Genomic DNA, 14,573 nt, shown 5'->3' on the forward strand with positions numbered 1-14,573 from the left:
AGGAATGGGCTTGATCGTGCTGCACTCAGGTCACTTCTCTAAGATTTTCAAAAAGCTGATGGGAACATCATGTGATTTGAAATGGCGTGAAGCTGGCGAAAATGAACGCCTATGGGTGGTTCAGCCGAATCATCCGATTGCCGAAGGTATTGGTGAGACGATTGAATTGGAGCATGAAGAGATGTATGGTGAGCATTTCGACATTCCAGTGCCCGATGAACTTGTGTTTGTGAGCTGGTTCAAAGGCGGCGAAGTGTTCCGCAGTGGGTGTGTCTTTAACCGAGGGCAAGGGAAAATCTTTTATTTCCGACCAGGTCATGAAACCTTCCCTACTTATTATCACGCAGATGTGCAACGCGTCATTAAAAATGCCGTCAACTATGTTGCCCCAACCAAGCGTGAGCAACCGATTCGCGGAAATGTCCAGCCGCTTGAAAGCCTAGATTAAGAATCTTTGAGATTTTTAGCTCCTAAAGTCATTTTAGGGGCTATTCTTTTTTACAATGTGAAATAACTTTTCTACTTCTAGGCAATGCAAGAAAGGGAATTAGAGTGAATTTTAACCCAGTACATGAATCATACCAATATTAATGAAAAGGCTTTGAAAGAAGCGTTTAAACGTTTATACTGAATCTATATTAAATTATTTTATTAAGTGGGTGATGAAGACGATGAAGGTGTCACAAGAAGTTTTTGGGCAAGTGGATGGAAAGCCAGTCCATCAATTTACAATAGAAAATGAACACGGAATGGTTCTTTCGTGTCTTGATTATGGATGTATTATTACTAAACTTATAGTCCCTGATCGTAAGGGCATATTTGAAAACGTTGTCCTAGGATTCGATACCCTTGAAGAGTATCAAAAGTATTCACCGTATTTTGGTGCCGTTGTCGGCCGAGTAGCTGGTCGGATTGCAAATGGGGCTTTTGAGTTAGATGGGGAAAACTATCAACTTCCCAAAAATGAGAAAAATAATCATCTTCATGGTGGACCTCATGGCTTTAGTCATGTCCTTTGGGATGTAAATATTATCGAAGAACAGGAATCTGTGAGTCTTGAGTTCACCTATCGAAGTCCCGATGGTGAAGCCGGATATCCCGGAACAGTTGATGTTAAGGTGACGTATATTTTCAATGAGAAAAATGAACTACATATTCATTACGATGCCACAACAGATCAAACGACGTTAGTTAACTTAACCAATCATTCGTATTTTAATTTGAGTGGTAACTTAAAACGGGATGTTTTAAACCATACTTTATTCTTAGATAGCGATCAGTTTATAGAATTAAATGACGAATTGTTGCCAACAGGTCAACGATTAAATGTTGAAGGTACACCTTTTGATTTTCGGGCGAGTCGAAAAATCGCTGATGGACCTAAATCTAGTCACCCACAAAATCAATTAGTCGGCAAAGGGTATGATCATCCCTTTTTATTGAATAAGCAGCAGAGTGAAGAAATTAAATTAACAGATGAAGCGAGCGGGAGAGCACTTATCGTGGAAACCTCGGAACCGAGTGTCGTACTCTACACTTGTAATCAGCTTGAAGAGGGATTTGACATTAGAGGAGTTCCGTCTCGTCCCTATTTAGGGGTTTGTCTGGAAACCCAGTCTCCACCAGACTCCATACACCATTCTCATTTTCAACAATGTATTTTAGAAAAAGGCCAGGACTATCATACACACACTCTTTTTAAATTCATGGTTAAAGATGAATAGCAGGAATAAGAGGCCGAGATTAAAGTATATAAGACAAAGGAAAAACCGAACGATTTTGAAAGTCGTTCGGTTTTTCCTTTGTACGTAAGGTCGCTCCGTCAAAATCCTTCCGCGGACACGGTCTCAGCCCACTCGGGATTGAAATATGTTATCCCGAGTGGACCTTCAGCTCGTCTATTCCCGCAGGACTAAGGAAAGCGACTAGGAGAATCATCTTCGCAGAAAAAATCGTGATTCTTACGATTTTTTTGAGTCTACGTATTTTGACTACGCTTATATTTGCGTCATGACACTTACTCATATTTAAAAATATGATTGTTCATCTTTGACTTGGATTATTTCGTTATGTCCCGACCACTCTATTTTATAACGTTAAAATGAGAGCTTAGTAGAAGAGCTTATAAGTGCAACTTTGGCTTTAGCCGTAATGTTTGGAGATGAGCTAAGTCTTCTAATAGAATTGAAAAATTCCTGGGTCTTTGCAGCAATACAAGAAAATACATTATCCATACAAATTCATAAGAGAACTCTTTCTTTTCTTGTGGGATGTTTTACTAGAGTGAGAAAGTGCTACTGACATTCCCTAAATTGTTTAGGAGATTGTCCAAAGTAACTTTTAAAAGCCCGTGAAAAGGAATAAAGGTCGGAGTAGCCAATCGATAGCGCAATTTCTGTAATGGTATAATTTGTTGCTTTCAGCATGTGTGAGGCTTTGTTCATTTTAAGCGATAGGAGGTATTGTAAGGGCCCCATATTCATTTTTTTGATAAAGGAACTCGTAAAATAGGAACGATGAAGGCCGACGTATTTTGCGACATCTGTTACAGAAATCCCCTCTGCGTAGTGTGTGTTCATATAGTCGATACTACGTTTGAGCCAATTCTGTGACGTGATTTTTTTCACAAGATTCTTTTCAAGGGCTCTATTAGAGAGTTGATAGAAAAGCTTATAGATTAAACTAATGCGATCAAGAATCTCGCTTTCCTTTAGATCAGAGAATTTATTTCCAAGATCCTCAATAGTGCTTCTTACTTCTTTAGAAATTAAATCAGCTATAAAGGGAGAGTGCTCATTTAAGCCGATGCGTTGTAATAAAGACTGGGCTTGTCTACCATCAAAGGCAAACCAAAACATTTGGAGGCAGTGTTTAGGATCCGTGCGATATTGATGCGTTTGTTTAGGGTACAGGCAAAAGATATCTCCTGGACGCAATGTTTTTTTAAAAGCCCCTTGAGAAAATTCACCTTTTCCATCTAAAACAAAATGCAAACTATAGTAAGTAATAAATCGTGGGCCAATCTTATAATGGGGTTTTGATGAAGTCCTTCCTGCTCTTATTGGCCAGATTCCGCTTGCTTTCTCGAAAGGAGAGGGTGTATAAAACCAGTGATCTGCATATTCATGTGAGTATTCCTGCAATTTGGGTCACTCCTCTAAAAAATGTGATAGCTAACAAAATGATAACCATCGACTAACATCAAAACATTTAATTTTTACTGAAACACAGGTATTTTAGGGTGGAAGACGTTAATTATCTTTATTTTATTTTGAATAAGGAGGGACATCAAGTGAAATCTGAAAATGAGAAACCTAATATTTTGTTCATTACAACCGATCAGCAGCATTGGAACACCATCCAAGCCCTAGGGAATGATGCTATTCAAACACCAAATCTTAATCGGTTGGTGAATGAGGGTGTGGCTTTTGAACGCACCTATGTGACGAATCCTACGTGTTCACCGAGCCGATCCTCTATAATAACCGGTCATTATCCTTCTCGACACGGATGTTGGAATATTGGTGTTGCACTGGATAAAAAACATAAAACAATGGGAGAAATCATGTCGGAGAATGGTTATCAAACAGGATTATTTGGAAAAGCTCATTTTCAGCCAGTTTTAAAAGAGGGAAGCTTTGAAGGGCGGCCCAATATTCATCAGCGTGAGTTCTGGCGGGATTGGAAAGGTCCCTATTATGGATTTGAAAAAGTGGCTTTAGTTCACGGACATGCTGATGAAGATTCCTCTCATGGTATGCATTATGGTGCTTGGTTAGAGGCGCAAGGGATTGACCCGACACAATATTTCGGTCCAGGAGGCGGATATCGAGAAGGGTCTTGGGATCTTCCTGAAGAATTACATTATACCCGTTGGACAGCCGATCAAACGATGACTTTCCTTGAAACAGCTCAGAAAACAGAGCCAGATAAGCCCTTTATGGCTTGGTGTAGCTTTCAAGATCCTCATAATGCTTTTCTTTGTCCGGAACCATGGAACAGTCTGTATGATCCTAATCAGTTGCCTCCATTTAATGAATTTGAAGGTGAGATGGCGGATAAACCGAAAATTCATCAATATATGATTGAGGATCGTATGGATGAGCTTGATATAAACGTGACGAGTGACCCTGGTCATGATACAGGTGGCATTCAATGCTTAGGCCATACTAACACTAAATTAGGCTATGAACGCGCCCGGAAATGGCTGGCGTCTTATTATGCCATGATCAGTTTAATCGATCATCATGTCGGTCGATTATTAGACAAATTAGATGAACTTGGAATAGCTGAAAATACCTTGGTTATCTTTACTTCGGATCATGGTGACTATGCGGGTAACCATGGTTTGTGGCTAAAAGGACCCATTCATTATGATGATGTTTTACGTGTGCCGTTCATTGTAAGATTGCCAGGAACTATTCCTGAAGGAGTGAGATCTCGTTCACTCTTAAGTTTAGTAGATATTGCACCGACTTTACTGGATCTATGTGGCATGCCTGTCGATCCATCAATGCAAGGCATCAGTCAGCTAGAGACATTCAAAAATCCCAACAAAACTTCAAGAGAATGGTGTCTCGTTGAAAATAGGGCTGAACCAGACTTTTACGTAAAAACACTTGTTAAAGGACGTTATAAGCTTAATTATTATCTAAGCCGTCATGAAGGTGAGTTGTATGATTTGCAAGAAGATCCTTTTGAATTTACGAACCTTTTTAACAAGGAAGAGTATGCGCCTTTACGAATGGAGATGTTTATGCAACTCATCGATATTTATGGAGAACTAGAAAATCCCTATCCATTGAGAGAGAGTTTCGCATAAAGCACATGTTCTTACTTAGCATGACAAGGAATTGAAGAAGTGAATGTACTGATTTAAGCAAATTAAAAGAAAAAATAAATTTAAGTATAGACTTCATATACTAAATAAGATATCATAATTGACAATAACTTATTAGTAAAGGTCTATCAGGCTACTGAAGGCTCCTTCACTCATACAAAATTAACTTGTAAGAGTTATAGGAGTTTATTTTTTATCCAACCGAAATAGAAAGGGAAGGTCTTCATTTTTTGTCTTAATTCACACTATGCACATCGGAATAATTGTATTATGGGAAACATACGACTCAATAAAGAAAAATTTAGGTAGCAATGATGGTGAGTCATGCAGTGAAATATCTGGGAGGAGTGCGATAGGATGGCCAAAGTGACAAAGGAGAAATTGAACAGTATTATTCATGCGATGGAAGTCTTAGATTTTGGTTCAATTTTAGTTACTATTCATGAAGGTGAAATTACACAACTTGACGTCACTGAAAAAAATAGATTTCCCCAGAATAAAAAGAAAAAGGAAGATAGACAGAATAAATCAATCCGTTAACGCATTCAATATTAGTCGATTGGTCAACCAAAGGCTCATGCTGATTTAAGCAGCATGGGCTTTGGTGTTTTCTGAGACAAAAGGGGTGAGTCACATGTTCAGAGGATGACGATGGTTCGTAAAGAGAGTTATAGAATTAGACGTTTTGTGTGACATAGCTAACAAAATGCCAAATCAAAACTAACATAATGATATTAAAATTTTCATTCTTTTTAGTACACTGGTTGTAAACCCTTACAACTCTGGGGTGTTAATATTCCATTTTTTAAAGGGGGGATTACGCTTCATAACGCTATGATAAGAAAGTGTGACTGGGAATTTTTTGAATAAAGGGAGGCAATGAGGATGAAAAAGAGCGTTATTGTTCTGGTATGTATTGCTTTTATCTCTATCCTATTGAGTGGCTGTTCAAAAGGAAGTTCAGCAGGGGAGGATCCATCAAAGGGTAAGCCACCAGAGGGATTTAATAAGAGTGGTTTTCCGATAGTGGACAAGCCTGTTACGATGACGATGTTTGCAGATCGCTCGGCAGCGAATGGGCCGTATAAAGACATGTCAATGTTTCAAGCTTATGAAAAGAAGACCAATATTAAAGTTAAATTTAATGATGTCCCTGATGTTTCATTCGCAGAGAAGAAAAGCTTAGTGTTCGGTTCAAAGAACCTTCCTGATATCTTCTTTAAAGCCAACATTTCTCCATTGGAAACTGTTAAATATGGAACAAATGGTGTTCTTATCCCATTGGAAGGCCTGATCAAAAAGTATGCACCGAACATTGAGGGGCTTTTCGAGAAGTACCCGGAAACGAAGAAGGCTTTGACCGCTCCAGATGGGCACATTTATACACTATCTGATATTGTCACCCTGCTCAGTGCGAGAACCAACAAGATTTGGCTGAATCAGACAATGCTTAAAGGGGTTAATATGAAGGAGCCAAAAACAACAGACGAGCTTTACACTGTTTTGAAGGCTTTTAAGGAAAAATATCCAAAAAACACACCGCTTTCCGCTTCAAGTATCGGGGATCTGATCAATGGATTTGGTGGAGCGTGGGGATTAACACAACAGATGGGCTATAACATTAATGTAAATAATGACAAGGTTCATATTTGGACAGCCGATGACGAGTACAAAGAACTCTTAACCTATTTACACAAATTGTATCAAGAAAATTTACTTGACCATGAGGTCCCTACACATACTTACGCACAGTACGTTGCTAAAATGCAATCAGGAAAAGTAGGATTATTTTTCAATCAAGCATCAGATGCTTTTCCACAGGTTGCCGATCAATATGCGGGCATAGCACCGCTTAAAGGACCTGAAGGGGAGCAAAAATATACTGCTGGTCCTATTACTCGCTCCTTCGGTGAATTTGCGATTACATCTACAAATAAAAATCCTGAGGCGGCTATACGATGGATTGATTATTTTTACGGTGATGAAGGCTCTATTTTCTTTAGATATGGTGTTGAAGGCAAAACTTTTAACTATACAAAAGATGGTGTTCCAGAATACACAGATGATGTTTTGAAATCATCAAAAGGTATTGGTGCCATGACACCATGGCCTGGTGGTGGTTCGCCAGAATTAATCAATGAAAAGAATTCAACCGCTATCAATCCACCTGAAGTTCAAAAAGCGGCAGATAAAATCCAACCTTATATCTCTAAACAGATCTATGCGGCTCCGCTCTTTGATGCTGATACTGCAACAAAGGTTAATGACTTAAAGAACGATATCGATACCTATGTTAATGAGGCAACAGCAAAGTTTATTACTGGGGATCGCAGTCTTGATACATGGGATAAATACGTCTCTGAATTAAAGAAAATGGGGTTAGATAAGTTAGAGAAATATTATCAAGACGCTTATGACAAACAATATAAATAATGGCAGTTGAGTGGCAATTTCTTTGATTGCCACTCGCCCTTTTCACATATGGAGGTGTAAGGATGGGCTTAAGAACAGAACGCGCACAAAAAGGGGCAAAAAAAATAGCTCCCGCCATAAAACCAAAGAAACGTCTGTGGAAGCAAATCATCAAGCGGTATGACTTATACTTAATGCTGATACTGCCCTTGGCCTGGTATATTATCTTTCAATATGGGCCAATGTATGGATTACAAATTGCCTTCAAAGATTATCTTCCGCTTAACGGGTTCTGGGGGAGCAGATGGGTAGGATTTGAATATTTTCATCGCTTCTTTTCTTCCTACTACTTTTGGAGACTGATAAAAAACACGGTGCTTATTAAATTAATCTCACTTATTTTTGCCTTTCCGATCCCCATTTTATTAGCGCTACTCGTGAATGAAATTAAGAATAATAGATATAAAAAGTTTCTGCAAAATGTGACCTATATTCCGCACTTTATTTCAGTTGTAGTGATCGTCGGTATGCTCAACCTGTTTTTAGACCCTGAAAGTGGGTTAATCAATATTATTTTAGAGCATATAGGAATTCACCCTGTTGCCTTTATGGAAAAGGCCTCCTGGTTTAAGCCTCTCTTTATTAGTTCCAATATATGGACCAATATGGGCTGGCAATCGATCATTTATATTGCGGCGTTAAGTGGGATAGACCCACAGTTGTATGAGGCAGCCCGAGTAGATGGGGCAAGTCGCTTGCGGAGAATTTGGCATATTTCGATTCCAGGCATTTTGCCCACCATTATCATTCTGCTCATATTAGATATTGGCCACTTCATGGATATTGGCTTTGAAAAAATCCTGTTGATGCAGAACGATCTCAATATGGCCTCTAGTGATGTCATTGCGACCTTTAATTACCGAACGGGTATTTTGAATGGGGAATACAGTTACACCACAGCTATTGGTCTATTTGACGCTATAATCAATTTCGCTCTTTTGATTTTAATCAACCAGATTGCTAGGAAGAAGACATCAACCAGTCTATGGTAGAAGGAGGGGAATCCCTTGAATTTAGCGAAAAGAAAAAGTGTGGCAGAGGATCGCGTGTTTAATATTGTTATCTATACGATAGCTGCGGTACTTATCATTATTGTGTTATATCCCTTAATTTTTGTGTTAAGTGCCTCATTCAGTGATCCTAATCAAATTATTAATGGAGGATTGTGGTTATTACCTAAAGGCTTTACTTTAGATGCTTATACCAAGGTCTTTCATGATGCGGATATTTGGAACAGTTATAAGAATACGGTCTTATATACTACGGTAGGAACAATCATAAATATCATTTTAACGACTTTAATTGCTTACCCGCTTTCAAGACGAGATTTACCCGGACGCAATCTATTCATGATCATCATTACCTTCACCATGTTCTTTCAAGGGGGGATTATCCCAACATACCTTATTGTTCAGAATTTGGGCATGGTCAACACGTTTTGGGCGATGGTCATTCCCAATGCGATAGCGACCTATAATGTTATCGTGATGCGGACCTTCTTTCAAACGAGCATCCCGTGGGAATTGCAAGAAGCGGCTCAGATTGATGGCTGCACGAATTTTAAATTATTTTTAAAAGTGATTTTACCACTCTCAAAACCGATTATTGCAGTCATGGTTTTGTTTTATGCAGTCGGACATTGGAACTCTTTCTTCGATGCTTTAATCTATCTCCAAGACGATACATTATATCCACTGCAGCTGGTTTTGAGAGAAATTCTCATTCAAAATCAGGCAGCTTATTTAGATGAATTAGGCTCTTTTGGTATGGCGGATCAGGCCTTGCTCGCTGAAAGTATGAAATATGCGATTATAATTATTGCGAGTTTACCCGTGCTTATATTATATCCGTTTATTCAAAGACACTTTGTTAAAGGTGTCATGATCGGCTCGATAAAAGGTTAGAGGTTTAGGGGAAAGGAAGGAAAAAACATGTCAAAAACAGCAACGATTCAAATCAAAGGGGATCACATCAGTCAAGATAAGATTAATCCCTACATCTTTGGACACTTCGTAGAAGATATAAGGGATCATATGGATGCGATGCTCGCTTATGGCCTTCAAGGGATGGATTTTGAAGCGGAGGATCACGAGAGGAGAGGGATTTCTGCCCCTTGGTATCCAATGACCAACGGAAGAAACACACGCTATGCTTTGGAGCCTGCTGCGCCAAGGCATACAGGACATAGTCAAAAAATTAGAATCTATAATGACGACCAATGCTATGCGGGAATCGCTCAAGCCGTGTCTATTAAGGGAAACGTCAACTATGAGTTGAAGGTGTTTGCAAGAGCGTCATTAGAAATTAAATTTGTAACCATTGAAATTGTAGATCGAAAAAACCAAGAAAAACTATGTACGACCCAAATAGAGGTAACTAGCCATGATTGGCGAGAATACCACGGGATATTAACAGCTGATAGAGACTGCAGTGACGCTGAATTTAGAATTTTGATCAGTTCAGAAGGGGAAACATGGCCGGATGCTGAAGCGACGGGGATGCTCTGGCTTGATCATGTCTCCATCCTTCCAGATGATCGTGTCGGGATTGTAAAAAAGAGTGTTGTGGATATGACTAGGGCGTTAAATCCTGGCATTATGCGATTAGGTGGAAATTATATTAGTGCTTATCACTGGGAGTATGGCGTAGGACCAATGTATGAACGCCCGGTTATGTTAAATGAAGCATGGGACACGCTGGCGTGTAAGACATTCGGGACTGATGAATTTATTCACTTTTGTCGACAGACAGGGGTAGAGCCCCAAATCTGTGTAAACGATGGATCAGGGACACCTGAAGAGGCGGCTCGTTGGGTTGAATATTGTAACGGTGATGCGCAGAGTGAAATGGGCGCCAAACGAGCGGCGAATGGTCATGAGCAACCTTATAAGGTGAAATACTGGGAAATCGGGAATGAGGTTTGGGGGCCATGGCAAGTGGGGCATTGCAGTGCTGAGGTATTTGCCAAACGATGTGTTCAATTTGCCCAAGCCATGAAAGCTGTTGACCCTGAGATTGTTTTACTCGCTTGTGGTCACACCGATCCGGAGTGGAATAGAGTGGTTCTTGAGATTGCCGGTGATGTGATTGATATTTTAACCGTTCATATTTATCAAGGCTACAATCACTATGGACTCATTCATCAAAGTGCGTCTAGAGATGACCGCTATCATGCCATCGTCTCCTATCCAGAAATGACAAGGCACTTTCTCGATCAAGTCAAGGAAAGTATGAAAGGGCATCCTCATGTGAAACTGGCGGTTACTGAATATAACACGATGTATTATCCTAACAACTTAAGAAAAGGGCTCCCTAATGAACATAGTTTGGAAGCCGCGGTTGCCAATGCAGGAAATTTAAATGAATTTCTAAGGAATAGCCATGTCCTTGAAATTGCCAATTTTTCGGATCTTGTCAATGGATGGCTAGGTGGGTGCATCCGAGTCGGTGACTACTATGCCGACCAATTTAGGGGCAAACAGCCAGGCTGGAGCGGTCATGGGGATGTAGTGTATGGCACGCCAACTTATCACGTGATGAAAATGTATGCCAATCGTGATATCACTTATCTTGTAAATAATGAAGTCGAATGTGACACCTTCAATGTTATGGGAAGGAAAAAGGAACTCATTTTTGAAAAACTCCCAGAACTCGATGTTGTGTCGTGTCTCAATGAGAATAAGGATCTCTTGACGGTTTTCGTAGTCAATAGAAGTCTCGAGGATGTAAAGGTTGACATCCACCCTGACTGTTTTGAATGCAAGGGGAAAGTCAACGTAGGGAAAATCACTGGCCCATCGGTTGATAGTGTAAATGATGTGTTTCAACCTGAAAATATTACGGAAAGCTTTGAAGTGGTTGAAATAGTAGAGAACAAGATCGAGTATCAGTTAAAAGCCCATTCGGTCTATGCTTTTGAAATAGCCAAGCGCTAAACCTCTCTAGTTCGATGAGTAAACGACCGAAATCAGGACTAAACACTATCGATTATTTTATGAGCAAAGGTGAGAGCGTATCATAGATGAAGAGTATCCATAAGGAAAACAGGGGATCGGAGGGAACAAGTTGGTCAAAAGCAAACCCAATATACTTTTAATTTTAACCGACGACTTAGGCTATTCTGATTTAGGGTGTTTTGGTGGTGAAATCAGGACACCAAATTTGGATCAATTAGGGATGGAGGGTCTGCGCTTTACACAATTTTATAATTCTGCTCGCTGTTGTCCGAGTCGTGCTTCACTCTTAACCGGACTATATCCGCATCAAACGGGTGTCGGAGAAATGACAGGTGATGATGATTTGCCGGGGTATCGAGGCTTTTTAAATGATCAATGTGTAACATTAGCAGAAGTATTAGGCCAAGCAGGCTATCATACTTATCTTTCTGGAAAATGGCATGTAGGAAAGAAAGATCCTATTAAGCGAGGATTTGATGAATTTTACGGGATGCTTGGTGGCTTTGGGAGCTTTTGGGACGAGGAACTCTATGTCCGCTTACCAAAAGGGCGACCACAACGCCATTATGAGCAAGGTGAATTTTATGCCACAGACGCTATTACAGACCATGCCCTAGATTTTATTGAAGATTCGCGCCAGGATGACCAGCCCTTTTTTCTTTATCTTGCTTACAATGCACCCCATTTTCCACTACAGGCGCCAAAAGAGGAGATTGCGAAGTATGAAAAACTTTATGAAAAGGGATGGGATCATATCCGGGAAGATCGCTTGGATCGGATGAAACAGCTGAAAATTATTGAAGAGGACATCTTACTACCCCCGCGGTCCGAATATTGGAACCGTGACCGTGATTTAAGTGGTACGAATCCAGCCTGGGAGACCATTGATCCTGATCGAAAAAAAGATTTAACACGGCGTATGGCCATCTATGCGGCGATGGTCGATCGCATGGATCAAAATGTAGGGCGGATTGTCAATGACTTGAGGGAAAAAGGGGAGTTAGAAAACACTTTAATTCTTTTTTGTTCGGACAATGGGGCGTGTGCTGAATGGGATCCTTGGGGATTTGATGATTGGATCACCACCTCAAATATTTTACATCGAAAAGAGGACCTTGATCGTATGGGTGACCCCGACTCTTATCACAGCTATGGATCAGGGTGGGCCAATGCGTGTACAACACCGCTTCGTCTTTATAAGCACTATAGCCATGAAGGGGGAATCTGTACCCCATTACTTGTCCATTGGCCGGAAGGTATGAACCGATCTGGTGAGATTGACCACCGTCCAGGTCACTTTATTGACTTTATGGCCACCTTTGTGGATATCGCGGGTGCTGATTATCCAAAAACCTATAAAGGACATGATATTCTTCCCATGGAAGGTGAAAGTTTCATGCCGGCTCTTCAAGGCGAGACACCAGCGACACGAACATTTTGTTTCGAACATGAGGAACACTGTGGCATCCGCCAGGGAGAATGGAAGCTTTCGAAAATTAAAGAACGAGATTGGGAGCTTTATAATATTAATAAAGACCGAACCGAAATGAGGAATCTCGCCGATGATTATCCAGAATTAGTGGAAGACATGCGGAAGACCTGGGAGGCCTGGGCGGAGAGGACCCATGTTTATCCTCGGAGGGAAAATCGATGAATTGAGAAGAAAAAATAGTTGGGCAGCTCTCATACTGATGAAGGGCTGCCCTTTGTCAAAATATAAGAATGTATAAGATTCTGGTCATCAGGAGGGTGTGGATTTACGCTTCAGAACGCTCGCTTTCCTCGGGCACGGCCTCAGCTAACTTGGGATGATAAACGAGTTTCCCAAGTGGATCTTCGGACACGTGCTGTTCCCGAAGGAGTCTCGCGTCTTCCGCTCCAATCCACTTGATCTGACGAAGCATTTTGGTAAAAAAGCTTTTTAATGCCCAACTGAATGAGGACCGGGCATGCATTTCGCCCGGTTTTTCTAATTAAGAAGAAGCAGGTTTCGTAGAATTTCTAATCACTAACTCAGGCTCAAAAACAATAGAGCCGCCGGCGTCTGGGTTTTTGTTTTCAATAAGATTGATCAAGACCTCAGCCGCTGCTCGCCCTAATTCTGTTTTAGGATGCTTCACGCTTGTGAGTTGAACTTCAGAGGCTTCTGTAAGATGAGAATCATCAAAGCCCACGATGGAAAGGTCTTCTGGGACTTTCATGTTCAATTTACGGATGACATGAAGAATACTTAAAGCAGTTTCATCGTTATAACATACGATCGCTTCTGGTCGGTTTTCCTTTTTTCGCGTCAGCATGGCTCTCACCTGCTCTTGTAATTTCTCCCCTTTTTCCTCAGTACTAAAAGAGATCACCATATCAGGAAAGGGAAGGAGATGATGTTTTCTATGGGCATCGATATACCCCTTCATCCGATCAATCCCTTGGAGATCATCCGTTTTAAAGAGGCCAAGGACCTTGGTGTACCCCAGCTTAATTAAATGCTCGGTTGCGATAAATCCCCCTTTTTCATCATTCAAAGTAATGCTAGGGCCGGCTAATTCAGAGTAGGAGGCATTAATCATGACATAAGGGATTTTGTTTCTTTCCAGATTAAGATAGTAATTTAAATTAGGGTTATGATAAGTGCTTTTAGTGGGCTCGACGATAAGGCCATCGATATTGTTGGTCATGACATTTTGCAAACCTTTTTTTTCCAAGTCTACATTGTTGTTTGTGCTGGTTAAAAGCAGGCTATAGTCATTCTCTGTTGTATAGGATTCTATGCCTCTAATGATATAAGGGAATATATAATCGGAAATATAAGTGGTCATAACGCCAATCGTTTTTGTTTTCATCGTACCATGAGTATCAGATTTACGGCGATCCTTACAGTAAGTTCCCCCACCTTGAACCGTATACAGCCAGTCTTCATGAACAAGTTCTCCAATGGCTTGTCTTATGGTATGGCGGCTCACATTAAATTGCCCCATAAGGTCACTCTCAGATCCTATTTTTTCACCTGGGGTGATTCTTCCTTCTAATATCCAGGCCTTTATCGCTTCTTTGACTTGTATGTATTTAGCAACCATACTGTATCCTCCTAGCAACTTATACGTACAAATATAATACCATACCCTTGGATGGGAAACCAAAAGAATTTCTTTAGTGGGAAAATAATATAATTTTTTAAAAATTCATTGACACTATTGAGAATTGAATATAAAATGTGCGTATAATTTAATAAGAAAGCGTTTCAATTATTATTTGTACGGATTAATTTTTTAGTATTTAACGGCAGAATAACAAAAATAATAGTATTTCCT

At 40.3% G+C, this 14,573-nt stretch carries 11 protein-coding genes; 9 read left to right on the plus strand and 2 right to left on the minus strand.

The features are described 5' to 3' along the window. Nucleotides 1-448: ThuA domain-containing protein (locus tag IEV91_RS15905; protein WP_188498415.1), on the plus strand; the 448-nt coding region annotated here is incomplete at its 5' end. Nucleotides 449-671: 223 nt separating this feature from the next. Beyond that, nucleotides 672-1,724, plus strand: a complete 1,053-nt coding sequence (locus IEV91_RS15910; RefSeq protein WP_188498416.1) for an aldose epimerase family protein — start codon at nt 672-674, stop codon at nt 1,722-1,724. Between the two features lie 570 nt (nt 1,725-2,294). On the opposite strand, the gene IEV91_RS15915 is transcribed toward IEV91_RS15910, so the two are convergent. Next, nucleotides 2,295-3,143, minus strand: coding sequence for an AraC family transcriptional regulator (locus IEV91_RS15915; RefSeq protein ID WP_188498417.1), 849 nt, complete (start codon nt 3,141-3,143; stop codon nt 2,295-2,297). A gap of 149 nt (nt 3,144-3,292) precedes the next feature. Between IEV91_RS15915 and IEV91_RS15920 the strand changes: the two genes are divergently transcribed. The 7 genes from IEV91_RS15920 (at nt 3,293) to IEV91_RS15950 (ending at nt 12,922) form a co-directional block, all read left to right on the plus strand. Continuing rightward, nucleotides 3,293-4,822 carry a sulfatase family protein gene (locus IEV91_RS15920; RefSeq protein ID WP_188498418.1) on the plus strand — a complete coding sequence of 510 codons (1,530 nt, stop codon included), beginning with the start codon at nt 3,293-3,295 and terminating at the stop codon, nt 4,820-4,822. Between the two features lie 375 nt (nt 4,823-5,197). Beyond that, on the plus strand, nt 5,198-5,380 hold the full coding sequence (locus IEV91_RS15925; protein WP_188498419.1) for a DUF2292 domain-containing protein: 183 nt from the start codon (nt 5,198-5,200) through the stop codon (nt 5,378-5,380). 345 nt (nt 5,381-5,725) lie between these two features. Further along, nucleotides 5,726-7,273, plus strand: coding sequence for an extracellular solute-binding protein (locus IEV91_RS15930; RefSeq protein WP_188498420.1), 1,548 nt, complete (start codon nt 5,726-5,728; stop codon nt 7,271-7,273). Nucleotides 7,274-7,335: 62 nt separating this feature from the next. Continuing rightward, nucleotides 7,336-8,304, plus strand: a complete 969-nt coding sequence (locus tag IEV91_RS15935) for an ABC transporter permease (protein ID WP_188498421.1) — start codon at nt 7,336-7,338, stop codon at nt 8,302-8,304. A gap of 15 nt (nt 8,305-8,319) precedes the next feature. Next, on the plus strand, nt 8,320-9,216 hold the full coding sequence (locus IEV91_RS15940; protein WP_188498422.1) for a carbohydrate ABC transporter permease: 897 nt from the start codon (nt 8,320-8,322) through the stop codon (nt 9,214-9,216). A 27-nt stretch (nt 9,217-9,243) separates the two neighbouring features. Beyond that, on the plus strand, nt 9,244-11,247 hold the full coding sequence (locus IEV91_RS15945; RefSeq protein WP_188498423.1) for an alpha-L-arabinofuranosidase family protein: 2,004 nt from the start codon (nt 9,244-9,246) through the stop codon (nt 11,245-11,247). A 130-nt stretch (nt 11,248-11,377) separates the two neighbouring features. Next, complete coding sequence (locus IEV91_RS15950; protein ID WP_188498424.1) at nt 11,378-12,922, plus strand: arylsulfatase; 1,545 nt, start codon at nt 11,378-11,380, stop codon at nt 12,920-12,922. A 319-nt stretch (nt 12,923-13,241) separates the two neighbouring features. Here IEV91_RS15950 and IEV91_RS15955 read toward each other — a convergent pair whose 3' ends face one another. Continuing rightward, on the minus strand, nt 13,242-14,339 hold the full coding sequence (locus IEV91_RS15955) for a GntR family transcriptional regulator (RefSeq protein ID WP_188498425.1): 1,098 nt from the start codon (nt 14,337-14,339) through the stop codon (nt 13,242-13,244). Between the last annotated feature and the right edge of the window lie 234 nt (nt 14,340-14,573).

The sequence above is a fragment of the Pullulanibacillus pueri genome (assembly GCF_014639255.1).
Lineage (GTDB): Bacteria > Bacillota > Bacilli > Bacillales > Sporolactobacillaceae > Pullulanibacillus > Pullulanibacillus pueri.